Annotated in this window: 31 protein-coding genes and 1 pseudogene; 26 read left to right on the plus strand and 6 right to left on the minus strand. The window is 39.2% G+C overall.

Annotated elements, in window-relative coordinates:
• Positions 1-63 precede the first annotated feature (63 nt).
• The 3 genes from TZ96_RS05525 (at position 64) to manA (ending at position 2,237) form a co-directional block, all read left to right on the plus strand.
• Entirely contained in the window at positions 64-411 is a 348-nt protein-coding gene (locus TZ96_RS05525; RefSeq protein WP_045763233.1) for a VOC family protein, read from the plus strand.
• A 151-nt stretch (positions 412-562) separates the two neighbouring features.
• Positions 563-1,141, plus strand: a complete 579-nt coding sequence (locus TZ96_RS05530) for a DUF3592 domain-containing protein (RefSeq protein ID WP_045763234.1) — start codon at positions 563-565, stop codon at positions 1,139-1,141.
• A gap of 151 nt (positions 1,142-1,292) precedes the next feature.
• Complete coding sequence (gene manA / locus TZ96_RS05535) at positions 1,293-2,237, plus strand: mannose-6-phosphate isomerase, class I (protein ID WP_045763235.1); 945 nt, start codon at positions 1,293-1,295, stop codon at positions 2,235-2,237.
• Positions 2,238-2,279: 42 nt separating this feature from the next.
• Here the strand turns inward: manA and TZ96_RS05540 are convergent, their stop codons facing one another.
• Positions 2,280-3,620, minus strand: coding sequence for a sodium-dependent transporter (locus tag TZ96_RS05540; RefSeq protein ID WP_045763236.1), 1,341 nt, complete (start codon positions 3,618-3,620; stop codon positions 2,280-2,282).
• Between the two features lie 229 nt (positions 3,621-3,849).
• Here TZ96_RS05540 and TZ96_RS05545 point away from each other — a divergent pair, with 229 nt between their 5' ends.
• A complete protein-coding gene (locus TZ96_RS05545) occupies positions 3,850-4,590 on the plus strand; it encodes a MerR family transcriptional regulator (RefSeq protein ID WP_045763237.1) in 741 nt (246 codons plus the stop codon).
• A gap of 233 nt (positions 4,591-4,823) precedes the next feature.
• On the opposite strand, the gene TZ96_RS05550 is transcribed toward TZ96_RS05545, so the two are convergent.
• The 4 genes from TZ96_RS05550 to TZ96_RS05565 are packed head-to-tail and all read right to left on the minus strand — an operon-like array spanning position 4,824 to position 7,930.
• Complete coding sequence (locus TZ96_RS05550) at positions 4,824-5,279, minus strand: 8-oxo-dGTP diphosphatase (protein WP_045763238.1); 456 nt, start codon at positions 5,277-5,279, stop codon at positions 4,824-4,826.
• A 10-nt stretch (positions 5,280-5,289) separates the two neighbouring features.
• The gene (locus tag TZ96_RS05555) at positions 5,290-5,811 is read right to left on the minus strand and encodes a DUF1697 domain-containing protein (protein ID WP_045763239.1); all 522 of its coding nucleotides are present in this window, start codon (positions 5,809-5,811) and stop codon (positions 5,290-5,292) included.
• 50 nt (positions 5,812-5,861) lie between these two features.
• On the minus strand, positions 5,862-7,028 hold the full coding sequence (locus tag TZ96_RS05560; protein ID WP_045763240.1) for an NAD(P)/FAD-dependent oxidoreductase: 1,167 nt from the start codon (positions 7,026-7,028) through the stop codon (positions 5,862-5,864).
• A gap of 56 nt (positions 7,029-7,084) precedes the next feature.
• Positions 7,085-7,930, minus strand: a complete 846-nt coding sequence (locus TZ96_RS05565) for a DegV family protein (protein WP_045763241.1) — start codon at positions 7,928-7,930, stop codon at positions 7,085-7,087.
• A 124-nt stretch (positions 7,931-8,054) separates the two neighbouring features.
• Here TZ96_RS05565 and TZ96_RS05570 point away from each other — a divergent pair, with 124 nt between their 5' ends.
• From TZ96_RS05570 to TZ96_RS05675, 22 genes are all read left to right on the plus strand, one after another.
• Positions 8,055-8,612: a TetR/AcrR family transcriptional regulator gene (locus TZ96_RS05570; protein ID WP_000840875.1), complete on the plus strand. Its 558-nt coding sequence runs from the start codon at positions 8,055-8,057 to the stop codon at positions 8,610-8,612.
• A gap of 18 nt (positions 8,613-8,630) precedes the next feature.
• Positions 8,631-9,098 (plus strand): deoxycytidylate deaminase, encoded by a 468-nt coding sequence (locus TZ96_RS05575; RefSeq protein WP_045763242.1) that lies wholly within the window; start codon positions 8,631-8,633, stop codon positions 9,096-9,098.
• Positions 9,099-9,184: 86 nt separating this feature from the next.
• Complete coding sequence (upp, locus tag TZ96_RS05580) at positions 9,185-9,814, plus strand: uracil phosphoribosyltransferase (protein ID WP_000517029.1); 630 nt, start codon at positions 9,185-9,187, stop codon at positions 9,812-9,814.
• Positions 9,815-9,986: 172 nt separating this feature from the next.
• Positions 9,987-10,577, plus strand: a complete 591-nt coding sequence (clpP, locus tag TZ96_RS05585; protein WP_000613459.1) for an ATP-dependent Clp protease proteolytic subunit ClpP — start codon at positions 9,987-9,989, stop codon at positions 10,575-10,577.
• 75 nt (positions 10,578-10,652) lie between these two features.
• Positions 10,653-10,922: a DUF2129 domain-containing protein gene (locus TZ96_RS05590; protein ID WP_045763243.1), complete on the plus strand. Its 270-nt coding sequence runs from the start codon at positions 10,653-10,655 to the stop codon at positions 10,920-10,922.
• An 88-nt stretch (positions 10,923-11,010) separates the two neighbouring features.
• On the plus strand, positions 11,011-12,171 hold the full coding sequence (locus tag TZ96_RS05595) for an ABC transporter substrate-binding protein (RefSeq protein ID WP_000726157.1): 1,161 nt from the start codon (positions 11,011-11,013) through the stop codon (positions 12,169-12,171).
• A gap of 115 nt (positions 12,172-12,286) precedes the next feature.
• Positions 12,287-13,156 carry a branched-chain amino acid ABC transporter permease gene (locus TZ96_RS05600; RefSeq protein ID WP_000941435.1) on the plus strand — a complete coding sequence of 290 codons (870 nt, stop codon included), beginning with the start codon at positions 12,287-12,289 and terminating at the stop codon, positions 13,154-13,156.
• A gap of 3 nt (positions 13,157-13,159) precedes the next feature.
• Complete coding sequence (locus TZ96_RS05605; protein WP_045763244.1) at positions 13,160-14,116, plus strand: branched-chain amino acid ABC transporter permease; 957 nt, start codon at positions 13,160-13,162, stop codon at positions 14,114-14,116.
• Positions 14,116-14,880 (plus strand): ABC transporter ATP-binding protein, encoded by a 765-nt coding sequence (locus TZ96_RS05610; protein ID WP_045763245.1) that lies wholly within the window; start codon positions 14,116-14,118, stop codon positions 14,878-14,880. The genes TZ96_RS05605 and TZ96_RS05610 overlap by 1 nt, the downstream gene beginning before the upstream one ends.
• Complete coding sequence (locus TZ96_RS05615) at positions 14,880-15,590, plus strand: ABC transporter ATP-binding protein (protein ID WP_045763246.1); 711 nt, start codon at positions 14,880-14,882, stop codon at positions 15,588-15,590. The genes TZ96_RS05610 and TZ96_RS05615 overlap by 1 nt, the downstream gene beginning before the upstream one ends.
• Positions 15,591-15,890: 300 nt before the next feature.
• A complete protein-coding gene (locus tag TZ96_RS05620) occupies positions 15,891-16,547 on the plus strand; it encodes a CBS domain-containing protein (RefSeq protein WP_045763247.1) in 657 nt (218 codons plus the stop codon).
• 128 nt (positions 16,548-16,675) lie between these two features.
• The gene (rpsF, locus tag TZ96_RS05625; protein ID WP_001151786.1) at positions 16,676-16,966 is read left to right on the plus strand and encodes a 30S ribosomal protein S6; all 291 of its coding nucleotides are present in this window, start codon (positions 16,676-16,678) and stop codon (positions 16,964-16,966) included.
• An 11-nt stretch (positions 16,967-16,977) separates the two neighbouring features.
• Positions 16,978-17,448, plus strand: coding sequence for a single-stranded DNA-binding protein SsbA (ssbA, locus tag TZ96_RS05630; RefSeq protein WP_000609604.1), 471 nt, complete (start codon positions 16,978-16,980; stop codon positions 17,446-17,448).
• Between the two features lie 31 nt (positions 17,449-17,479).
• Positions 17,480-17,719 (plus strand): 30S ribosomal protein S18, encoded by a 240-nt coding sequence (gene rpsR / locus TZ96_RS05635; protein WP_000068664.1) that lies wholly within the window; start codon positions 17,480-17,482, stop codon positions 17,717-17,719.
• A 375-nt stretch (positions 17,720-18,094) separates the two neighbouring features.
• Entirely contained in the window at positions 18,095-18,598 is a 504-nt protein-coding gene (locus tag TZ96_RS05640; RefSeq protein WP_004244450.1) for a GNAT family N-acetyltransferase, read from the plus strand.
• 80 nt (positions 18,599-18,678) lie between these two features.
• Positions 18,679-20,079, plus strand: a complete 1,401-nt coding sequence (locus TZ96_RS05645; protein WP_045763248.1) for a bifunctional Cof-type HAD-IIB family hydrolase/peptidylprolyl isomerase — start codon at positions 18,679-18,681, stop codon at positions 20,077-20,079.
• A 1-nt stretch (position 20,080) separates the two neighbouring features.
• Entirely contained in the window at positions 20,081-20,443 is a 363-nt protein-coding gene (locus TZ96_RS05650) for a S1 RNA-binding domain-containing protein (RefSeq protein WP_045763249.1), read from the plus strand.
• Between the two features lie 49 nt (positions 20,444-20,492).
• The gene (locus TZ96_RS05655; RefSeq protein ID WP_045763250.1) at positions 20,493-21,239 is read left to right on the plus strand and encodes a tRNA1(Val) (adenine(37)-N6)-methyltransferase; all 747 of its coding nucleotides are present in this window, start codon (positions 20,493-20,495) and stop codon (positions 21,237-21,239) included.
• Complete coding sequence (locus tag TZ96_RS05660; protein WP_045763251.1) at positions 21,229-21,513, plus strand: GIY-YIG nuclease family protein; 285 nt, start codon at positions 21,229-21,231, stop codon at positions 21,511-21,513. The genes TZ96_RS05655 and TZ96_RS05660 overlap by 11 nt, the downstream gene beginning before the upstream one ends.
• Positions 21,514-21,597: 84 nt before the next feature.
• Positions 21,598-22,533, plus strand: a complete 936-nt coding sequence (locus tag TZ96_RS05665; RefSeq protein WP_045763252.1) for a manganese-dependent inorganic pyrophosphatase — start codon at positions 21,598-21,600, stop codon at positions 22,531-22,533.
• A 63-nt stretch (positions 22,534-22,596) separates the two neighbouring features.
• A complete protein-coding gene (locus TZ96_RS05670; protein WP_045763253.1) occupies positions 22,597-23,109 on the plus strand; it encodes a YiiX/YebB-like N1pC/P60 family cysteine hydrolase in 513 nt (170 codons plus the stop codon).
• Positions 23,093-23,743 carry a DUF1803 domain-containing protein gene (locus TZ96_RS05675; RefSeq protein WP_045763254.1) on the plus strand — a complete coding sequence of 217 codons (651 nt, stop codon included), beginning with the start codon at positions 23,093-23,095 and terminating at the stop codon, positions 23,741-23,743. The genes TZ96_RS05670 and TZ96_RS05675 overlap by 17 nt, the downstream gene beginning before the upstream one ends.
• Positions 23,744-23,890: 147 nt before the next feature.
• Here TZ96_RS05675 and TZ96_RS10460 read toward each other — a convergent pair.
• Positions 23,891-25,181 (minus strand): annotated as a pseudogene (locus TZ96_RS10460) (IS4 family transposase).
• Positions 25,182-25,271: the final 90 nt, after the last annotated feature.

Consider the following 25,271-nt stretch of genomic DNA (forward strand, 5'->3'; position numbering starts at 1 on the left):
TGATTTTCTTAGAGAGAAACTTAAAAGATCGGAGAAATCCGGTCTTTTTATGGAGGATAGTAAATGAATTTAAATCAATTAGATATTATCGTTTCAAATGTTCCCCAGATCTGTTCTGACTTGGAGCGTATCTTGGATAAGAAGGCAGACTATGTTGATGATGGTTTTGCTCAGTTCACGATTGGCAGTCACTGCCTCATGTTATCACAAAATCATTTGATACCTTTGGAAAATTTTCAGTCAGGAATCATTCTACACATTGAAGTTGAAGATTTGGAACAGAATCAAAAGCGTTTGAAAGAATTAGGGATTGAGATTTTACATGGGCCAGTTGTAACTGATTGGGGAACCGAATCCCTGCTAGTAAGTGGCCCTGCAGGTCTAGTGATTGATTTTTATCGTATGAAATAGGACGCTTAGTCATTTGAAGTTAACCATAATGATTCTTAAAAAAGAATGTGCGCTATGAACTATTGAAAGATCGGATTAATCCGGTCTTTTTCTTGTCTTTTCTGTTAAATTTGTTAAAATAGCTTCATAACAATGTTCTAAGGAGAAAAATATGCCAACAACTTTCTTTCTATTAATTGGCTTAATGATGTTAGGCTTTGCTGCCTTCACCTATTTTATGTTTTCCTATTTTATATTTAGTAATTATAGTAATGCCAAGAGATGTACCGAAAGAACGGAAGGAGTTATTATCCGATATTCCTATGCTCTTTATAATGGGATTAGTCTCCCGGTTGTTGAATACACTGTTGACGGGAACCTATACAAGGTCGTAGGGCCTAAATTTCTATCTGCTATTTCAAATACAATCAGTACTCCCTTAGGTTCAATCGTATCTGATGTAAAAACGGATAATTTTGAAAATGGTGAAATTCCACAAGTTTTAAGATACAAAGTTAAGGGGAATAGTTTTTTGTCTTTTACAAAATCTCCTCTTAAGGAACGCTTTCCAATTGGTGGAAAAGTTGCTGTTTATTATGATCCTAAAAAACCAAAACATTCCTATGTAGAAAGACCACTAAGACCTGGGCGATATGCATGGTTGGCAAAATGTGCTGTCTATCTCCTTGTTTTTATGATGATTGCCATGGCATTCTTTACGGTGTTTATTCTTCCAAATCTTGTGAACTAATAGTTTCTTGTAGATTTTCTTAAAATTATCAAATCCATATCGTTACTATTTTTATAAAATCTTCTCCCTACTTTATAAGATATGAAAAAGAGTTCAACTAGAACTCTTTTTTTGCTATAATGAAGGGAGAAAAATCAGACAGGAGATCAACATGTCAGAACCGTTATTTTTAAATTCTGTAATGCAAGAAAAAATCTGGGGTGGGACTAAACTACGTGATGAGTTTGGCTACGACATTCCAAATGAAAAGATTGGTGAGTATTGGGCCATCTCAGCTCATCCAAATGGAGTGTCTAAGGTAGCTAATGGCCGCTATCAAGGAACAGACCTCGCTACTTTGTATGCGGAACACCGTGAGTTATTTGGCGATCGTCCAGAGCCAGTATTTCCGCTTTTAACAAAAATCCTTGATGCCAATGACTGGCTCAGTGTTCAAGTTCACCCAGATGATGCTTATGGCCTAGAGCATGAGGGCGAACTCGGAAAAACAGAATGTTGGTACATTATTGCTGCAGATGAGGGTTCAGAAATTATTTACGGCCATAATGCTAAGTCAAAAGAAGAACTCCGCCAGCAAATCGAAGATAAAAACTGGGATGCCTTGTTAACAAAAGTTCCTGTAAAAGCTGGAGATTTCTTCTATGTTCCAAGTGGAACCATGCATGCTATTGGAGCAGGTATCTTGATCCTTGAAACGCAACAGTCTAGTGATACAACCTACCGTGTCTATGACTTTGACCGTAAGGATGATAATGGTAACTTGCGCGAGCTTCATCTTGAAAAATCCATTGATGTTTTAAATATTGGTGAGCCTGCTAACAGCCGTCCTGTAACTGTTAAAGCAGATGATTTGCGTTCAACTCTCCTTGTATCCAATGATTTCTTCGCAGTTTACAAGTGGGAAATTACTGGAAAAGTTGACTTTGAAAAAACAGCTGATTACAGCTTGTTGAGTGTCTTGGCTGGTCAAGGGAAACTGACTGTGGACAGTAAAGATTATCCAATTCAAAAAGGTAGCCACTTTATCTTACCAAGTGATGTTGAAACTTGGACACTTGAAGGACAAGATTTGGAATTGATTGTTAGCCATCCGTAAAAAGAAAGGACCTGAGTTCATTACTCAAGTCCATTTTTATAGTTACATAAACTGGGCGATAAAGACCACGATGATGATGATTGGAATGATGAAACGAAGAAGGAAGAGCCAGACTTGGAAAAGTCCTTGTTTCCACGGTGTTTCATCAAGATGGAGTTCCTCCATAGCCAATGCTTTTTTGAAGACATAGCCTGTAAAGAGAGACAAGCAGAGTGCACCAAATGGCATGAGGAGATTGGAAACCAAGAAGTCCATGGCATCAAAGAAGGTCTTCCCAAAGATTTGAACGTCTGCCATGACACCGTAGGATAGGGCTGAAGGGATACCAAATACAAAAGTCAAAACCCCTAAAATCATACTCCACTTAGCACGTTTACGATTGTCTTGGTTGGTGATGTTGCCTACATTGATTTCCAGCATTACGACAGAAGAAGTGACTGTCGCAAAGAGGAAAAGCAATAGGAAAAGGATGTAGAAAATACTTCCAAAAGGCATCTTGTCAAAGAGTTGTGGCAAGACAATAAAGAGGAGACTTGGCCCACCTTCAGACTGGATGTTAAAGGCTGACATAGCTGGGAAAATGGCTAATCCTGCCATAATGGATACAGAGATGTTCATGGCAACGATGGACATACCTGATTGGACCAGATTGGTTTTCTTATCCAAGTAAGAAGCATAGGTCAACATGGCTGTAACACCGAGCGATAATGCAAAGAAAGATTGCCCTAGAGCATAGAGGAGTCCAGCACTTGTCAGTTTTGAAAAGTCAGGTTTGAGGAAGTAAACCACACCTTCCATGGCATTAGGCAAGCTGAGAGAGCGCCCGATAATAATGACAAAGATGATAAAGAGCAGGGGCATCATAACCTTAGAAGCTCTTTCAATTCCTTTTTGAACTCCCTTAGATACGATAAAGATGTTGAGGAAGATGAAGAGGGCTTGGGAACCAAGAGCAATCCATGGATTTGAAATAATGTCTGTGAAGAGCTGGGCATAATCACTGCTAATCCCAACTTGGAAGGCTTTAGCAATAGCGATACCTAGATAAACTAAAACCCATCCACCAATAACACTATAAAAAGATAGGAGGATGAAAAGAGCAAAGGCACCGATCCAACCAATAAAATTGTAGTTCTTGTTATCGCCCAATTTTCCAAATGTTTTGATTGCTGACACGCCAGCGCTCCGCCCAAGGGCAAATTCAGCGAGCAAAAGTGGGAAACCAATTAAAATCGTTGAGATGAGAAAGACCAGTAAAAATCCTCCTCCACCATTGGCAGCGGTCATATAAGGGAATTTCCAAACGGCACCAAGACCAATAGCAGAACCAGCAGATGCAAGGATGAAGCCTAGCTTAGATCCCCATTGCGATTTTTCAGACATTGTTAAACTCCGATCTATTTTTTAAAATAAGAAAAGGCTACTTGAGTTGTCAAATAGCCTTCTATCAATGGCTCTTTATGAGCTTTTTATTTGATTGATAGACTTGATTATCCTATCATGATTTTTGAAGTCTGTCAAGAAAATCAATTTTACGTTTTCATAAATCTTAATAAAATACTTGACTCTCCCCAAAGGGGAGGGTATATACTATTTATGTGAGGAGGAAATCATGTACCATATCAAAGAAGCTGCGCAGCTTTCAGGCGTTTCTATCAAAACACTTTACCATTATGATAAGATAGGACTCTTGGTCCCATTAAAGTCAGAAAATGGCTATCGAATCTACAGCCAAGAGGATTTAGAACGACTTCAGGTTATCCTTTATTACAAGTATCTAGGCTTTTCTTTAGAAAAAATAGCAGAGCTATTGAAGGAAGAAAAGACGGACTTGTTACCACATTTGACGAGGCAGTTGGATTACCTGACTCGAGAAAGACAACATCTGGATACCTTGATTTCAACCTTACAAAAAACTATTCAAGAACAAAAAGGAGAAATAAAAATGACCATTCAAGAAAAATTCACTGGATTTAGCTATCAAGACCATCAAAAATACCACCAAGAGGCGGTAGAAAAATATGGCCAGGAAGTCATGGACCAGGCTCTCGAGCGTCAAAAAGGACGAGAGGATGAAGCTGCAACAACCTTTAATCAGATCTTTCAAGCCTTGGCTCAAAATCTACAATCTGGTCTGCCGATAACAGCATCTGAAAACCAAGAGGAAGCAGCCAAGCTCTTGCAAGCTATTCGTACCTATGGATTTGACTGCTCTATGGAAGTCTTCTGTCATATCGGAAAAGGCTATGTCTATAATCCAGAGTTTAAGGAAAATATTGACAAATTTGGATCTGGAACAGCTCAGTACACATCAGACGTCATTGCCCACTATGTAAGCACACAAACTCGATAAAACTCAAAGACTAAGCTAGAACTGACAAAGCTAGTAACAGAAATTTATACTCTTCGAAAATCTCTTCAAACCACGTCAGCTTTATCCGCAACCTCAAAGCTGTACTTTGAGCAACCTGCTGCTAGCTTTCTAGTTTGCTCTTTGATTTTCATTGAGTATTAGTAGGAGGACACAGACCTAGCTTGAAGATTAGATAAGATAAAATCGGCGGAGTAATCTCTGCCGATTTACTGTTATTTGAGTTGGTAAGACCAGTCTTCCCCATCCTTATAGTAAAAGAACTCACTGAGGTCTTCTTCCAAAAAAACACGAAGCATATCAGACATATCCTCAGTAGCCAGTTTAAGATGAGATAGATTTTCAAAATCCTCCCACCAGACTTTTCCTTCGTCTGAAGATTGGAGCTCCCCAGTAAAGTGTTCAGTTTTGTAAAAGAGGACAACATAGCGATAATCTTCATCATCATACCAATCTTTGATATCACAGAGTTGGGGTTTAGAAATGGTCAGACCAGTTTCTTCTTTCACTTCACGAATGACAGCATCGACAAAGGATTCGCCACGTTCAATATGGCCACCAGGAAAGGTAATGCCAGGCCAGTTAGGACTAACTCGATCTTGAACCAAAACCTTGTCCCCATTTTTAATCATACACATGTTGACAAATTCGACTGATTCTCTTCTGTTCATCTTATTTTTCCTATTTTGTTAGTAATTTTTCTACCACGTTTAACTTTCGCATGGTCAGATCAACGCCGAACAGCTTTTCGAGATAGTTGGTATTAAGCTTTTTTCGTTTTGCAGTTCTAGGTAGATAGAGGTAAAGACAATGGTTGCCGATACAAATTTCTTCTTCACCATAGTCACTATCCAATTTTTCAAATGGTAGACTTTGGATAGCATTCTGGAAAAGAATTATATGTATACGGTCATAAAGATAGTGTTCTCCAAACGGATTTTCTTGGACAATTTTTGTAAAATCACTCTTATTTTTAATGACCAGTTTCAAGTCGGCTCCGATTTTTTCTTTTATTAGAGTATGGACTTGTTCTCGTATTTCTTCTATGGCTAAGTCGCTTTCAAGAATAATATTTCCACTTTGAATATAAGTTCGAACGTGTTGAAAACCAGCCTCTGTTAAGATATCTACCAGATAAGACATTTTAGGGATAGCATTTTGTCCATTCGGTGTAACACCTCTCAGTAAAATAATATGTTCCAAAATAGCTCCTTTCTTATCCAATATCTTTAGATACTATATCATTTATAGTTCTAGTTTGAGCCTGCCACCCAGCCGGTGCAGAGGGCGGAAGTGATGTTAAAGCCACCTGTGTGGGCGTTGATATCCAGTACTTCGCCAGCAAAGTGGAGTCCAGGTACTAGCTTACTTTCCAGCGTTTTAGGATTGATTTCCTTGAGACTAACGCCACCTTTGGTGACAAAGGACTTGGCAAGGGACATTTTTCCAGTCACAGGGATTTTGAGGGATTTGATAGATTGGAGCAGTTGCTCGCGTTCTTTTTCAGTTAGCTGTTTGACTTTTTCCGGGTATCCTTGTACCAAGAATTCTGCCAAGCGTTCAGGGAGCAAGGCTTTTAAGGCATTTTTCAAGGATTTCTCACGGTTTTCTTCTAGAAAGTCTACTAAGTCACCTTCTGAAAGTTGTGGCAAGACATCCAGGGAGAGAATTTCCCCACCCTTGACAAAGCTAGACATGCGTAGTGCAGCAGGACCTGACAAACCAAAGTGGGTAAAGAGCAAATCATGAGTGATGACGTGCTTGCCATAGCTTAGGGTTACATCGTCTAGGGAAATTCCCTGCAAGGCCTTATGCGGGAAATCAGTCAACAATGGACTTTCAGCAGCCTCAAGCTCGGTAATAGTGTGTTTGAAATGTCGGGCGATTTCATGACCAAAACCAGTAGAGCCAGTAGAAGGATAGGATTTTCCACCTGTTGTGACAATGAGTTTATCACAAGTGAAGGTTTGATCTGTAGACTTAAGGACAAACTGGTCGTCAATCTTTTTAACAGAAACAATCTCTGTTTGAGTGGCAACTTGCCCACCTAGCTCCATGATTTTCTTTTCCAAAGCTTCGATAATGGTTCGAGATTTGTCGCTGGCTGGAAAGACGCGGCCATGGTCCTCAACCTTGAGTTTGACGCCATTTTCCGTAAAAAAGTTGATGATATCATGGTTATCAAACTGGGAGAAGACGCTGTAAAGAAAGCGCCCATTTCCAGGGATGCCAGCTAATAGGTCATCTAGAGTTCCATTGTTGGTCACGTTACAGCGACCACCACCAGTACCAGCTAATTTTTTTCCGAGTTTTCGATTTTTTTCGATGAGAAGGGTTTTCTGCCCATAAAAGCTACTTGAAATCGTAGCCATCATACCAGCAGGGCCTCCCCCAATTACAATAGTGTCAAAATGTTTCATAAAAGTATTGTACCATAAAAAAACAAGAGATGATAAGTCATCTCTTGTTTGATTTATTAGTCAATTTCATATCCCATGAGGAGTCCACCTTCTTCTGCATAAAAACTGCAGAGTCCAGAGGTTGGGATAATCTTGATTTCAGCTTGTGGGAATTTTTTACGCAAGAGTTCTGAGAGTTGTTGGCAGAATTTATCATTACTGCGGTGAGCCATGACGATATGCCCACCAGCGTAGCCAGCCTTGATTAACTCTTCATAAGCAGCTTGGAGGGACTTCTTAGCACCACGAGCCTTTTGTAGGAGTTCCAAGGTTCCAGTTTCACTTGCTTCCCCGACCATACGAATATTAAGGAGCCCAACAACTGTACCGATCAGCTTACTCAAGCGACCATTCTTAACAAGGTTATCAACCTTAGCGAGGACGAATAGTAACTTAGTTTTTTCTTGGTAAGCAGTAATAGCTTTAACCACTTCTTCAAAAGAAAGTCCTTGGTCAATCAAATCATTGATTTTTTCTACGATAAGGTCAACTTCTCCACCAGCAGACAAACTATCAATGACATGAATCTGAGTATCAGGATGTTCTTCGAGATAAAGATTCTTAGCTAATTGAGCGCTGTTTTGACTACCAGAAAGAGTTCCGGTAATGGTCACTACAAAAATATGTTTAGCCCCTTCAAATGCTCGCAAGTAATCATCAGGGCTAGGGCAAGCTGATTTTGAAGCTTCAGAAGTTGCATACATGGTTTCCATCATTTTGTCAATATCAAGACTAGCATCGTCAATAAAGACTTGATCAGCCACTTGAATGGTTAAGGGAACACTGATGAATTCAGTATCAATTGCTGGATTTGCCAGTTGACGATAATCACAACCAGAGTCAGCTACAATCTTCCAAGTCATAGAAATTCTCCATCTTTATCACTTATACATTGACAAAGGTTCTGTCTTTTTTTACAATTATATCATGAAAAATCTTAAAACAAAAGTCTCGTCACTCTGTTGTCACAAGTAGAAAGGAAGTGTTATGGCCGAACGAAGAATTTCTGAAAATTCGCTTGAAAATCTCAGAAAATCCAATCAAGAATCCAATTTACTGACCAGAGAAGCTATCGAAACAGCTCTCTTGCAACTTTTGGAGAAAAAGGAATTGACAAAGATTAGCATTTCTGAGTTGGTCAAACGTGCTGGGGTTTCCCGTGCAGCCTTTTATCGAAACTATGACTCCAAAGAAGAGATTTTAGAAAGTGTCTTTAAACGTAGCGTCCATAACATCATGGAGCAATTGAGTCATTACGATGTTAAAACGGACCTCTATCTGGTTTGGGTTCGCCTCTTTAGAGAAGCCAAGAAAGAGGCTAAGGTTATTCAGCTTGCCTTGGACTACCACTTGGAAAAAATCTTTGTGCAAGCCATGCAAGAATTTTTAGAAAAATACTATGGAAAATCAAAAGGAGTCAGCTCTTACCTGCATTCTTTTTGGAGTTCTGCCATCGTATCAGTTTTGCTTAAGTGGATCAAGGATGGAATGAAGGTTCCTGCTGAAAAAATTGCAGATTTACGCCTACCATTTTTCAAAAAATAAACCAAGAGGAGAGAAGATATGACAGAAAAAAGACTGGCTTGGGATGAGTATTTTGCTGCTCAAGCTCTATTGATTGCCAATCGTTCAACCTGTAAACGCGCTAAGGTAGGAGCTGTTTTAGTCAAGGATAATAAGGTGATTTCAACAGGATACAATGGTTCTGTATCAGGAACAGAGCACTGTATTGACCACGACTGTCTGGTGATTGAGGGTCACTGTGTTCGTACCCTTCATGCAGAAGTGAATGCTATCTTACAAGGGTCAGAGCGTGGCGTTCCAAAAGGTTTCACAGCCTACGTTACACATTTTCCATGCCTCAACTGTACCAAGCAATTGCTTCAGGTAGGTTGTGAGCGTGTCGTGTATATCAATCAATACCGTATGGATGACTACGCCCAGTATCTCTATCGTGAAAAAGGTACCGAGTTGACCCATTTATCGCTAGAGACAGTACAAGCAGCTCTTCAAGAAGCTAACTTGATTTAAAAATTAAAAAAAAGATGGTTTAGAAGGATTTTTAAACCATTTTTTGATATAATAAGAAGAATAAATTGAAAGAAGGAATTCAGAAAATGGGAAAACTTGAAGTCATTAATCATCCACTCATTCAACACAAATTGTCAATCTTGCGTCGTACAGACACTTCTACAAAAGCTTTTCGTGAGTTAGTAGATGAAATTGCTATGTTGATGGGATATGAAGTACTTCGTGATCTTCCGCTTGAAGACGTTGAAATCGAAACACCTATCACAAAAACAGTTCAAAAACAATTGGCTGGTAAAAAATTGGCAATTGTTCCAATCTTGCGTGCAGGTATCGGGATGGTCGATGGGCTATTGAGCTTGGTTCCAGCAGCCAAAGTTGGACATATTGGTATGTACCGTGACGAAGAAACTCTTCAACCAGTAGAATACTTGGTTAAATTACCTGAAGATATCGACCAACGTCAAATTTTTGTGGTTGACCCTATGCTTGCAACAGGTGGTTCTGCAATCTTGGCTGTTGATTCCCTCAAAAAACGTGGAGCATCAAACATCAAATTTGTCTGCCTTGTATCTGCTCCAGAAGGTGTAAAAGCTCTTCAAGAAGCTCACCCAGATGTAGAAATCTTTACAGCAGCTTTGGATGAACGTTTGAACGAACATGGCTATATCGTTCCAGGCCTTGGTGACGCTGGAGACCGTTTGTTCGGAACTAAGTAAAATTCTAAGCATAAACTAAAACTGTTCATTGGTTTTAGTCTAGAAAGGAGGTTGAATTTTTGTGTCTGTTTTTAGGATAGAGCAAAAATTTGACCTTTTTTGACCAAAAAGATATAATAGTCCTGTATCAAGTCGTTTGACTAAGAAAAATTGAAATCAGAAGGAGAAATGAATGATTCCTGTAGTTATTGAACAAACAAGTCGTGGAGAACGTTCATATGACATTTACTCACGTCTTCTAAAAGATCGTATCATCATGTTGACTGGACCAGTCGAAGACAATATGGCAAACTCAGTTATCGCCCAATTGCTATTCTTGGATGCCCAAGATAGTACAAAAGATATTTACCTTTATGTAAATACTCCTGGTGGTTCTGTATCAGCTGGTTTGGCAATCGTTGATACTATGAACTTTATTAAGGCAGATGTCCAAACCATCGTTATGGGGATGGCTGCTTCAATGGGAACAATTATTGCCTCAAGTGGAGCAAAGGGCAAACGTTTCATGCTTCCGAATGCAGAATACATGATTCACCAACCGATGGGTGGTACAGGTGGTGGTACACAGCAAACAGATATGGCGATTGCTGCTGAACACTTGCTTAAAACTCGTAAGACTTTGGAGCAAATTCTTGCAGATAATTCTGGTAAATCAGTTGAGCAAATCCATGCAGATGCTGAACGTGATTACTGGATGAGCGCTCAAGAAACACTTGAATATGGTTTCATTGATGAAATCATGGCTAATAATTCTTTGAATTAATCTTTTGAAGCAAACTCGACTGAGTTTGCTTTTTTTGATATAATAGTAAGAAGATTATTAGAAGGAAGTTGTAATATGTTTCAAAAAGAGAATCGGTCTGGTCTGATTATCTACCTATACTATAATCGTGATGCAAAAAAACTCGATCATTATGGTGATATTTGTTACCACTCTAAAAAACACCGTTATCTGCAACTGTATGTCCCAACAGAAGAAGTGGAAGAAGTGGTTAGCCGTTTAGGAAAAGAGAGATTTATCAAAAAAGTGCGACGATGTCATATCCAAGAATTGGAAACTCCCTTTGTTGGTAGTCTCTATAGAAATAGCGAAAACGTTATCATGTAAAAATTAAGGTAAATGTGTTGACAATTTTCAGATAATTCGGTATATTCTTAACATGTAATTTAAATTAAGAAATTAAAAGGAGATAAACATGAAGAAAAAATTTGCATTGTCACTTGTAGCTCTTGCAAGTGTAGCTGTTTTAGCAGCTTGTGGAGAAGTGAAGACAGGAGCTTCAAATTCAACTGGTAACCCAGTGGATGAGAAAGTCGTTAAAATTGGTTTCAACTTTGAAGAAACTGGTGCTGTAGCATCTTATGGTACATCTGAGCAAAAGGGTGCTCAACTTGCAGTTGATGAAATCAACGCAGCAGGTGGTATCGATGGAAAACAGATCGAAGTAGTAGACAAAGATAACAAATCTGAAACTGCTGAAGCTGCTTCAGTTTCAACAAACCTTGTTACTCAATCTAAAGTAGCAGCAATCGTAGGACCTGCAACTTCAGGTGCAACTGCAGCAGCAGTAGCAAATGCTACACAAGCTGGGGTTCCATTGATTTCTCCAAGTGCTACTCAAGATGGTTTGACAAAAGGTCAAGATTTCCTTTTCATCGGAACATTCCAAGATAGCTTCCAAGGAAAAATTATTTCTAACTATGTTACAAACAAGTTGAACGCTAAGAAAGTTGTCTTGTATACTGATAACTCAAGCGACTACGCTAAAGGAATTGCAAAATCATTCCGTGATTCATTCTCAGGCGAAATCGTAGCAGATGAAACGTTTGTATCAGGTGACACTGACTTCCAAGCAGCTTTGACAAAAATCAAAGATAAAGACTTTGATGCAATCGTGTTACCAGGTTACTACACAGAAGCTGGTAAGATTGTAAACCAAGCTCGTGGTATGGGAATTGATAAACCAATCATTGGTGGTGACGGATTTAACGGTGCAGAGTTTGTTCAACAAGCAACTGCTGAAAGAGCAACAAACATCTACTTTATCTCAGGATTCTCAACTACTGTTGATGTTTCAGATAAAGCAAAAGCCTTCCTTGAAGCTTACCGTGCAAAATACAACGAAGATCCTTCAACATTTGCAGCTCTTGCTTATGACTCAGTTTACCTTGTAGCTAATGCAGCAAAAGGTGCAAAAACTTCAGTTGATATCAAGAACAATCTTGCTAAAACACAAAACTTTGAAGGTGTTACAGGTCAAACAAGCTTTGATGCAGATCACAACACTGTGAAAACAGCCTTCATGATGACCATGAATAATGGTAAAGTAGAAGCGGCAGAAGTCGTAAAACCATAATTATAGATACAGGAAATGGGGAATGAGCTTTTACTCACTCCCTGTTTCGGTGTTTATGAAAGGATTATTTTTTTATAAAAATCCTAAAAAATAAAACTTAGAAAGAGTGAACCATATGCTTCAACAACTTGTCAATGGTCTAATCTTGGGGAGTGTCTATGCACTGCTAGCCCTAGGTTATACTATGGTTTATGGAATTATCAAGCTCATTAACTTTGCCCACGGTGATATTTACATGATGGGTGCTTTCATGGGTTATTTTTTGATTAATTCCTTGCAATTAAATTTCTTTGTTGCCTTGATCTTATCGATGATTGGAACGGCAATTCTCGGTGTTATCATTGAGTTCCTAGCTTATCGTCCATTACGTCATTCAACTCGTATCTCTGTATTGATTACAGCCATCGGGGTTTCCTTCTTACTGGAGTATGGGATGGTCTATCTGGTAGGCGCCAATACACGTGCCTTTCCTCAAGCAATCCAAACAGTTCGTTATGACTTGGGCCCAATCAGTCTAACAAATATTCAATTGTTGATTTTGACTGTCTCACTTGTTTTGATGGTTCTTCTACAACTCATCGTACAAAAAACCAAGATGGGGAAAGCCATGCGTGCCGTTTCTGTAGATAGTGATGCTGCTCAGCTGATGGGGATTAACGTGAACCGTACAATCAGTTTCACCTTTGCATTGGGTTCAGCTCTAGCTGGTGCAGCGGGTGTCTTGATTGCACTTTACTATAACTCTCTTGAACCATTGATGGGAATGACTCCAGGTATTAAATCATTTGTGGCTGCCGTTCTTGGTGGTATCGGAATCATCCCTGGTGCAGCTCTGGGTGGCTTTGTTATTGGTCTTTTGGAGACATTTGCTACCGCCTTCGGAATGTCAGATTTCCGTGATGCCATCGTGTATGGAATCTTGCTCTTAATCTTGATTGTTCGTCCAGCTGGTATCCTCGGTAAGAATGTGAAAGAGAAGGTGTAAACAATGAAAGAAAATTTAAAAGTTAACATTCTATGGTTATTCCTTTTGTTGCTTGGATATGGTTTGATTAGCCTATTGGTTTCAGTAGGAATCTTGAATCTTTTCCATATTCAGATTATTGAACAAATCGGTATCAATATTATTCTAGCAGTAGGTCTTAACCTAATCGTTGGGTTCTCTGGTCAGTTTTCACTTGGACATGCTGGATTTATGGCTATTGGTGCCTATGCAGCAGCTATTATTGGTTCTAAAACTCCAACCTATGGTGCATTCTTTGGAGCTATGTTGCTCGGTGCTATCATTGCTGGTTTGGTTGCCTTGGTAGTTGGAATTCCTACCCTACGTTTGAAAGGGGATTATCTCGCGGTTGCGACACTTGGTGTTGCTGAAATTATTCGTATCTTCATTATTAATGGTGGAAGCCTTACAAACGGTGCAGCTGGTATTTTGGGGATTCCTAACTTTACAACTTGGCAAATGGTATACTTCTTTGCCGTGATTACAACGATTGCCACTCTTAATTTCCTTCGCAGTCCTATCGGACGTTTAACCTTATCAGTTCGTGAAGATGAGATTGCTGCTGAGTCAGTAGGGGTAAATACTACAAAAATTAAAATTATTGCTTTTGTTTTTGGTGCTGTTACTGCAAGTATCGCAGGTACTCTTCAGTCAGGATTTATCGGATCAGTCGTACCAAAAGATTATACGTTCATCAACTCTATCAATGTATTGATTATCGTTGTATTTGGTGGTTTAGGATCCATTACAGGGGCAATTGTTGCTGCAATCGTGCTTGGAATCTTGAACATGCTCCTTCAAGATGTGGCCAGCATTCGTATGATTATCTATGCTTTGGCCTTAGTACTCGTTATGATCTTCAGACCAGGTGGTCTTCTTGGAACTTGGGAATTGAGCCTATCACGTCTCTTTAAAAAAGGTAAGAAGGAGGGACAAAACTAATGGCATTGCTTGAAGTAAAAAATTTAACCAAACATTTTGGTGGTCTGACAGCCGTTGGGGACGTCACTCTCGAATTGAACGAAGGTGAACTTGTTGGTTTGATTGGGCCGAATGGTGCTGGGAAAACAACCCTCTTCAACTTGTTGACAGGTGTTTATGAACCAAGCGAAGGAACAGTAACCTTGGATGGTCACTTGTTAAATGGCAAGCAACCCTATAAAATCGCATCTCTTGGTTTAGGGCGTACCTTCCAAAATATCCGCCTTTTTAAGGACTTGACAGTTTTGGATAACGTTCTGGTTGCATTTAGTAATCATCATAAACAACATGTTTTTGCAAGTTTCTTGCGCTTACCAGCTTTTTATAAGAATGAAAAAGAATTGAAAGCTAAAGCCTTAGAATTACTAAAAATCTTTGATTTGGATGGAGATGCTGAAACTCTAGCTAAAAATTTAGCCTATGGTCAACAACGTCGTTTGGAAATTGTTCGTGCTCTTGCTACAGAACCTAAAATCCTTTTCTTGGATGAGCCTGCAGCGGGTATGAATCCACAAGAAACTGCAGAATTGACTGAGTTGATTCGCCGCATCAAGGATGAATTCAAGATTACTATTATGCTGATTGAACATGATATGAACTTGGTTATGGAAGTTACTGAGCGTATCTATGTTCTTGAGTACGGTCGTTTGATTGCTCATGGAACACCAGATGAAATCAAGAGTAATAAACGTGTTATCGAAGCTTATCTAGGAGGTGAAGCCTAATGTCTATGTTAAAAGTTGAAAACCTCTCAGTACACTACGGTATGATTCAAGCTGTACGTGATGTGAGCTTTGAAGTAAACGAAGGAGAAGTTGTTTCCCTTATCGGTGCCAACGGGGCTGGAAAAACAACCATCCTTCGTACCTTGTCAGGACTTGTTCGTCCAAGTTCTGGTAAAATTGAATTTTTGGGACAAGAAATCCAAAAGATGCCTGCACAAAAAATTGTGGCATCAGGACTTTCTCAAGTACCAGAAGGACGTCACGTCTTCCCTGGTTTGACAGTTATGGAAAACTTGGAGATGGGAGCCTTTCTTAAGAAAAATCGTGAAGAGAATCAAGCAAATTTGAAGAAAGTCTTTTCACGTTTCCCGCGTTTGGAAGAACGTAAAAACCAAGATGCAGCTACCCTTTCTGGTGGTGAACAGCAGATGCTTGCTATGGGACGCGCACTTATGTCAACGCCTAAGCTTCTTTTGTTAGATGAACCATCAATGGGGCTTGCACCAATTTTCATCCAAGAAATTTTTGATATCATCCAAGATATTCAAAAACAAGGTACAACTGTTCTTTTGATCGAGCAAAATGCCAATAAAGCACTAGCCATCGCAGATCGAGGCTATGTTCTTGAAACAGGTAAAATCGTTCTTTCAGGAACAGGAAAAGAACTCGCAGCATCAGATGAAGTCAGAAAAGCATATCTAGGTGGCTAAAACAATCCAGTGGATTGTTTTAGTCGGCAGATAAAGATTGCGCCAGCAATCCACATTAGTCCGTGGGACCTTTTTAGTCGGCGAATAGAGATTGCTTGGCAATCATCAGATCCAGTAGATTGTTTTAGTTGACGGGAAAGATTGCCAAACAAATTACATAATCATAAGATTGAGGGCCCTAATATAGGGCTCTTTTTATAGTGTTTCAGAGTTTTCAGAATCTTGAAAAAGAGATGAAAGCGTTTGATTGATTTTCGTAAAAAGTGTATAATAAAGCTATAAACATAAAGGAGAGTTCCTATGGCAGTTAAAGATTTTATGACACGAAAGGTCGTATATATTAGCCCCGATACGACTGTAGCACATGCAGCAGACTTGATGCGCGAGCAAGGTTTGCACCGTCTTCCTGTTATTGAAAATGATAAATTAGTTGGTCTAGTAACAGAAGGAACAATTGCTGAAGCCAGTCCGTCAAAAGCAACAAGTCTTTCAATCTTTGAGATGAATTACTTGCTCAATAAAACAAAAGTAAAAGACGTCATGATTCGTGATGTTGTAACTGTCTCAGGTTATGCAAGTTTGGAAGATGCAACCTACCTTATGCTGAAAAACAAGATTGGAATCTTGCCAGTTATTGATAATGGACAAGTCTATGGTGTCATTACTGACCGTGATGTTTTCAGAGCATTTCTTGAAATTTCTGGTTATGGCGAAGAGGGAATCCGTGTTCGTTTTATCACAGAAAATGAAATTGGGGTACTTGGTAAGATTGTTTCTTTAATCGTTGAGGAAAATCTAAATATTTCTCATACTGTTAATATTCCACGTAAAGATGGTAAGATTGTTATCGAAGTTCAAATTGAGGGAACGGTTGATCTAGCTACCTTTAAACAGAAATTTGAATCTGAGAATATTCAGGTTGAAGAAATTATACAAACTTTAGCAAAAAAACTGTAAAAAATAAAATAGAAGCAGTTTTTACTTGCTAAAAAAATTTTTTTCTAGTATAATAATTTATTGTGAGCAAACCTCACTTACCCCTTGCAATGTCTTGGGGTCATTAGACCAAAAGGAGGAACATATCAATGGCTAAATACGAAATTCTTTATATCATTCGTCCAAACATTGAAGAAGAAGCGAAAAACGCTTTGGTAGCACGTTTTGACTCTATCTTGACTGACAACGGTGCAACTGTTGTTGAATCAAAAACATGGGAAAAACGTCGTCTTGCATACGAAATCCAAGATTTCCGCGAAGGACTTTACCACATTGTTAACGTTGAAGCAAATGATGATGCAGCTCTTAAAGAGTTTGACCGTCTTTCAAAAATCAACGCTGACATTCTTCGTCACATGATCGTCAAAACTGACGCGTAAGAAGGTAGATTATGATTAACAATGTTGTACTTGTAGGGCGTATGACTCGTGACGCTGAGTTGCGTTATACCCCATCAAATGTAGCAGTTGCGACTTTTACTCTTGCAGTAAACCGTACATTTAAGAGTCAAAATGGCGAACGTGAGGCTGATTTTATCAATGTCGTTATGTGGCGCCAACAGGCTGAGAATCTTGCTAATTGGGCTAAAAAAGGCTCGCTTATCGGGGTGACAGGTCGTATTCAGACTCGTAGTTACGATAACCAGCAAGGACAACGTGTCTACGTGACGGAAGTCGTGGCTGAGAATTTCCAAATGTTGGAAAGCCGTAGTGTGCGTGAAGGACATACTGGTGGAGCTTATTCTGCACCAAGTTCAAACTATTCAGCACCTACTCAATCAGTACCTGACTTTTCACGTGATGAAAATCCATTCGGAACAACGAATCCTTTGGATATTTCAGATGATGATTTACCATTCTAATGGACAATTAATACTATAAAGGAGAAAAAACATGGCTCAACAACGTCGTGGCGGATTCAAACGCCGTAAAAAAGTTGATTACATCGCAGCAAACAAAATTGAATATGTTGATTACAAAGATACTGAGCTTCTTAGCCGTTTCGTTTCAGAACGTGGGAAAATCCTTCCTCGTCGTGTAACAGGAACTTCAGCTAAAAACCAACGTAAAGTAACAACAGCTATCAAACGCGCTCGCGTAATGGCTTTGATGCCTTTCGTAAACGAAGATTAAAAAAGAGGTCCGGGTGGACCTCTTTTTCAGACCCGTTTGGGTCTTTTTTTCACGAGCATAGAAATGTGAAAGCGAGTTGGGGTCCGGGTGGACCTCTTTTTCATGAGCATGAAAACAAGGAAGCGAATTAAGACCCCGACGGGTCTTTTTTTACGAGCATAGAAATGTGAAAGCGAGTTGAGGTCCGGGTGGCCCTCTTTTTCACGAGCTTTGAAATGAGAGAGCGAGTTTGGGTCCGGGTGGCCCTCTTTTTCATGAGCTTGAAAACAAGAGAGCGGTTTAAAACCCGGTTGGGTCTTTTTTCACGAGATAGTTTTTTTCTGACCTTGGCGTGCTATAATGGTAATAGAAAGAGTAAAGGTGGGTAAGTCAAAGATGAATTGTACGATTAGAAATATGATTAAGTCTGATATTGAATCCTTATCTCATGGATTTATGAATCAAGGTTGGCCTGGTAGAGAGGAAATTTTGGCTAGATATTTTCTGGAACAGGAAAGTGGGGAGAGAGAAGTCTTAGTTGCAGAGATTGATGGTGCTGTAGCGGGCTACGTTACCATTTTGCCCTCTGCTAAACATGGTCCTTTTGCAGAAGTCTATCCAGAATTATCAGATTTTAATGTGTTTGAGCCTTTTCGAAATCAAGGGATTGGGAATCAACTGCTAGAAGAAGCAGAAAAACGAGTCAAATTTGTTTCGAGTAAGGTCACTCTTGGTGTAGGTTTGCACTTAGGCTATGGCCCTGCCCAGAGATTGTATATCAGACGGGGCTACATTCCAGATGGGACAGGTGTCTGGTATCGAAATCAACCCTTGGAAATGAATGCAACTAGCCAAAATAATGATGATTTGGTTTTGTATCTAGTAAAGGAATTCGGATAAGAGATAAGGATTTTATTGGGGATGTGGGATTCCTCTACTTTATGGTATAATGGAAAGAGTGAATTGAAGGAGGTAATGAGATGGATGCGAAATTAAGATATAAGGCAAAAAAGATAAAGATTGTTTTTTTTGATATTGATGATACGTTGCGAAACTCAAAGACTGGTTTTATCCCAACCTCAATTCCAACAGTATTTCAACAATTACGTGAAAAAGGTATTTTGACTGGGATTGCGACTGGTCGTGGGATTTTCGGTGTCGTGCCAGAGATTCGCGAGCTTAAACCTGACTTTTTTGTTACTCTGAATGGTGCCTATATTGAGGATAAAAAAGGCAATGTGATTGATAGTAACAAAATCGCTAAAGATAAGGTTGAAAGCTATATTGCTTGGACTAAGGAAGTGGGGATTGACTATGGTTTAGTTGGTAGTCATACTGCTAAACTCTCCACTAGAACTGAGTTGATTAGTGAGGCCATTGATCCAATTTATCCCGACTTAGATGTAGATCCAGATTTTTATGAAAAAGAAGACATCTATCAGATGTGGACTTTTGAAGATAAGGGAGATGACCTGACTTTGCCTGAAAGTTTAGCATCGACTTTGCGTATGGTACGCTGGCATGAACATTCGTCAGATGTTGTACCAATTTCAGGTTCAAAAGCAGCTGGTGTAGCAAAAGTTGTAGAACATTTAGGTCTTAAACCTGAGAACGTCATGGTTTTTGGGGACGGACTCAACGATTTAGAGCTCTTTGATTATGCAGGCATTAGTGTCGCTATGGGTGTTTCTCATGACAAAATCAAAGAAAAAGCAGATTATATTACAAAAACATTAGAAGAAGATGGCATTTTCGATGCCTTAGAAGGATTTGGTATGGTAGAAAAAGAATTAAATTTTCCACAAGTAGACATTGAAGCAGTAGAAGGTCCGATTGCGACTATTAAAACAAATCATGGAGATATGCGCATTAAGCTTTTCCCTGAACATGCACCAAAAACAGTAGCCAACTTTATCGCTCTGTCAAAAGATGGTTACTATGATGGTGTCATTTTCCATCGTATTATCAAGGACTTTATGATTCAAGGTGGAGATCCAACTGGTACTGGTATGGGTGGCGAATCAATCTATGGTGAGTCATTTGAGGACGAGTTTTCAGAAGAACTTTATAATATCCGCGGAGCCCTTTCTATGGCTAATGCTGGACCAAATACAAATGGTAGCCAGTTCTTTATCGTGCAGAACCAACACTTGCCATATTCTAAGAAAGAAATTGCTCGTGGTGGTTGGCCAGAACCAATTGCGGAAATTTATGCAGAACAAGGTGGAACTCCTCACCTTGATCGTCGTCACACAGTTTTTGGACAGCTTGCAGATGAAACTTCTTATGAAGTTCTGGATGCAATTGCAGGTGTAGAAACAGGTGCAATGGACAAGCCAGTTGAAGATGTCGTTATCGAAACGATTGAAATCGAGGACTAGGATGAAAATAGGTGATAAGCTAACAGGGCAAATTACAGGGATTCAGTCTTATGGAGCCTTTGTGGAGTTAGAGACTGGTATCACAGGCTTGATTCATATTTCTGAGATTCGTACAGGATTTATTGAGAATATCTATGATGTACTGAAAATCGGTGAAGAAGTTCAAGTCCAGGTTGTCGATTTGGACGAATATACAGGGAAAGCAAGTCTTTCTATTCGGACTTTGGAAGAAGAGAAACATCAATTACCGAGACGGAGACGTTTTTCAAGTGACCGTGTCAAATACGGATTTGCTCCTTTGGCTCGCATGATGCCTATCTGGACCAAGGAAGCTATCTCTAATCTAAATAAGAAAAAGTCTTAATTGATTTTTTCTCTCTTGAAATGTTAATATAGTTTGTTATAATAGAAGTATGGTAGAAGAATTATTAAAATCAGGAGAGAGAATCAATCAGCTCTTTTCTACAGATATCAAGATTATTCAAAATAGAGAGGTTTTCAGCTATTCGGTGGATAGTGTACTTTTGTCACGCTTTCCTCGCTTTCCTAAAAATGGCTTGCTAGTGGATTTTTGTGCGGGTAATGGAGCTGTTGGACTTTTTGCCAGTAGCAGGACTAAGGCGAAAATTCTGTCTGTTGAAATCCAGGAACGCCTGGCAGATATGGCTGAACGATCAGTCCGATTAAATGGCTTAGAAGAACAGATGCAGGTCATTTGTGATGATTTGAAGAATATGCCTACTTATATTCAGGGGAGTAAGGTTGATTTGATTTTGTGCAATCCTCCCTATTTTAAGGTGGACCCAAATTCTAATCTGAACGAGAGTGAGCATTACTTGTTGGCTCGGCACGAAATTACGACCAATCTCAAGGAAATCTGCCGTAGTGCCCAAAGTATTCTTAAATCCAATGGGCGTTTAGCCATGGTCCATCGTCCTGATCGATTGTTAGATATTTTAGACACACTTCAACAACACAATTTGGCTCCAAAACGTCTGCAATTTGTCTACCCTAAACGGGAGAAGGAAGCCAATATGCTTTTGATCGAGGCTATCAAGGACGGCTCCACTAGTGGTTTTAAGATTCTGCCACCACTCATTGTTCATAATGATGATGGTTCCTATACTCCAGAAATTCAAGAAATCTATTATGGATCATAAAGCTTATATGTATGTAGTTGAGTGTCGGGATGGTTCCTACTATACTGGTTATACAACGGATGTCAAGAAACGTGTCGCTGTTCACAATAGTGGGAAAGGTGCCAAGTACACACGAGCTCGGTTGCCAGTAAAACTCATCTATGTTCAAGGTTTCGATAGTAAAGAAGAAGCCATGTCTGCTGAAGCCCTTCTCAAACGTAAGAAGAGAGTGCAAAAGGAAAGATTTTTATCTGAAAACCAAGAGGAAAATTTACTCGGTCATTTTGAAGAGTAGAGGGGAGTTCTTTGACTCCTCTTACTTTTGTCAAAAATTGAAAAAAATGCTACAATAAAGAGAATAAAGAAACGAGGTATTATCATGTCTAAGATTCTAGTATTTGGTCACCAAAATCCAGATTCAGATGCTATCGGTTCATCAGTAGCCTTTGCTTATCTTGCAAAAGAAGCTTATGGTTTGGATACAGAAGCGGTGGCTCTTGGAACTCCAAATGAAGAAACAGCTTTCGTATTGAACTATTTTGGTGTTGAAGCACCACGCGTTATCACATCTGCTAAAGCAGAAGGTGCAGAACAAGTTATCTTGACTGACCACAATGAATTCCAACAATCAGTGTCAGATATCGCTGAAGTAGAAGTTTATGGTGTGGTGGACCACCACCGTGTGGCTAACTTTGAAACTGCCAGCCCACTTTACATGCGTTTGGAGCCTGTTGGATCAGCGTCTTCTATCGTTTACCGCATGTTCAAAGAACACGGTGTAGCAGTGCCAAAAGAATTGGCAGGTTTGATGCTATCAGGTTTGATTTCAGATACCCTTCTTTTGAAATCTCCAACAACTCATCCATCTGATAAAGTGATTGCGCCTGAATTGGCTGAATTGGCTGGAGTTAACTTGGAAGAATACGGTCTTGCAATGCTCAAAGCAGGTACCAACTTGGCAAGCAAATCAGCAGAAGAATTGATCGACATCGATGCCAAGACTTTTGAATTGAACGGAAACAACGTTCGTGTTGCCCAAGTGAATACAGTTGATATCGCTGAAGTTTTGGAACGCCAAGCTGAAATCGAAGCAGCTATCCAAGCTGCAAATGCAGCTAACGGTTACTCTGACTTCGTTTTGATGATTACAGATATAGTCAACTCAAACTCAGAAATTTTGGCTCTTGGTGCCAACATGGACAAGGTAGAAGCAGCTTTCAACTTCAAACTTGAAAACAACCATGCCTTCCTTCCAGGTGCTGTTTCACGTAAGAAACAAGTAGTACCACAATTGACTGAAAGCTTTAATGCATAATCATAGATGGGAAAGCCCATTGTTAAAAAGGAGTTTCGGCTCCTTTTTTGCTAGGAGAGAAGTATGTTAGAAAATGGCGATTTGATTTTTGTGAAAGATGATTCGGATATAGGACAGGCCATCAAGGAATCTACTGGTAACTATAGCCATGTGGCCATTTTTTTAGACGGCTTCATCTATCATGCAACTACGGAAGGCGGAGTCATTGCCCAATCTCCTGAAGATTTCTTTGAAGCCGAGAAAGTCTATGACCTTTATCGCTATGCGAAGATTGATTGCCCAGAGGTTAAAAAGCAGGCAGAGAGCCTTTTGGGTTCACCCTACAATGCTTCTTTTTACTCGGATGGAGATGGTTATTACTGTTCCCAGTTTGTAGCAGAAATTCTCCCTATTTTTGAGACCATTCCTATGAAGTTTGGGAATGATACACAGGAAATCAGTGATTTCTGGAGAGACTATTATCAAGAGTTGGGGCTTCCTGTACCTCTCAATCAAGCAGGTACCAATCCTAGTCAATTAGCATCATCACCACTTTTAGTTTGTAAAGAAAGGAATCTTCATGATTCAGATTTTTAATCCATCTCGCTTGACGCGTCAACCATTCTTTAGAGATTTGGTAAACTATCTTGATAAGCATGATGATGTTATCCTCCGCGAAATCAAGGCTCAGTTTCCAGAGGTTCCAGTTGACAAGTATTTGGAGGAATATATTAAAGCGGGTTTGATTTTGAGAGAAAATAAACGCTATTATCTCAATCTCCCATTTCTAGAATCTACAGAATCTCTTGAACTAGACCAAGAAGTCTTTGTGAGAGATGATAGTCCCATCTATCTAGAAATCCTGGGGAAAAGATTTCAGACTGAATTACGTAACCAAACCAATGCAGCAATCCTAGAAGAGTATACGGATTTTGCTAGGGAAAAAATGACCTTGTCTAATTACTTTTATAAGGTTAAGCACCAGTATCTACTGACAGAAGATCAGCAGAAACTCTATGCTGTTTTGGGGGATGTCAACCCTGAGTATGCTCTCAAGTATATGACAACCTTTTTACTTAAATTTCTCAAAAAAGACCAGCTCATGCAGAAGCGTCGAGATATCTTTGTTGATAGTTTAGTTTTATTGGGCTACATCATTCAAAATGAAGATGGGAAATATGAGTTAGCTGTAGAATTTGATAAAGAAAGATTCATCTTTATAAAAAAATAAAGGCTAGGGATTTTCCCAATGTCATTAAGTTAGTAATCTAACTATTTGAATAGGAGATAGGATTGAGATCATCAAAGTGATTCTCTATCCTATCTTCTATTTTTTTTGCATAACAAATAAAGGTTTTTTCACCCTATTTTTTGAGATTTATGTTACTCTATAGATGAAATCAATTACCGATTGGGCCTTTATTTTTCTTGGATATTTTCGATTCGGTCGAATAATAGATAACTGTTTCTTGAGGTAGTTTTTCAACTGGAGAGAAGAAAGGGAACCGTTAAAAAACAAACGGCAGGCATAAGTCGCATCTGAGAAACACACTTTATATCTTTGTTTTTTGTGACTACTGTCGATGGCAACTTGCGAGGTTACCCAACGACAAAAGTTAAAATTTGTAAATCGGGCAAAGATTTCTTGGAGAATCCCTTCCTTCTTTTTGGCATGAAAATTGACCAAGCCAATACTGTATTTCAGGTCACGAAAACTAGTCTCTATGCCCCATCTGCTGGCGTAGAGATTTTTTAATTGTTGGACTGAATAGTCTGTATTTGTCACCAAAGTTTCGTATTTTCCTTCTTCCGCTTCTAAACGCACCAAACGAAAAGGAAGTTGGTATAGTTCAACAGGGTCATGTTTTTGACTTGTTTCTGGAAGAAAATCAAAAGTAGAATTGTGTGGAATAAAATGATAGTCATTGGGGAAATCACGATAAAGTTTTTTGAGCTGATTGGTTTGCTTTCGTGATAATTTTAGAGAAAAGTTTTGATCAAAACACTCTGTATTTGGCAAGTTGAAGGAGGAACGCATGGATTGTTTTCCATCTCGAATTCGGATGATATAAAGCCATCCTTTTTCTTGAAAATGAGCCATGAGATTGTAACTTTCATAGCCTCTATCCATGATAACAAGAGCTTTCTCGAAAGGGAGAAGCCTTCATCATCTGAATCAGAGCTAAGCGCTCATGTTGCGTATGTTTGTCTTGAATAGAAACATCTCTATACACTCCAGTCGTCAAGTCGTATAGGGCATTTATGTGTATGAGATTATAGGATTTAACATCCGTTTGGGTTTGGATAGAGGTTTCTGTATCCATGGGATTTCGAGGAATACAGATATCACTCCCATCTGCAGCGAATATCGGAAGATTGGTGTTAAGTGGAATAGGTGCTGTAAATTCTTTAAATAAGGTATAGAAAGCCTCAGGTTTTATCTGATAGCGTCTTTGAACAAAGGCTGAATTTGAAACTGTCAGTCTAGCATCTAGTAATTCTTTTGACAGTGATTTTCCTCCCATTCCCAGAATGGTACGAATCATGGTTTCTAGTGATAACCTTCTTTTACGAGTAAAGGCCTGTTCATCTTGTTTGACGAGCTCAACTTTTTGACCAAGGATACTCTGAATACTCTTATTCAAGTGGGCTTTTATCTGTTTTATCATAGGAAGTACCTCCTTAACTATCAGTTTAGCACATAAAAAAAGAAACCCAAATACAGAATTGTATTTGAATTTCTTAACTTAATGACATTG

The organism is Streptococcus infantis (assembly GCF_000963255.1).
Classification (GTDB): Bacteria; Bacillota; Bacilli; order Lactobacillales; family Streptococcaceae; genus Streptococcus; species Streptococcus nidrosiense.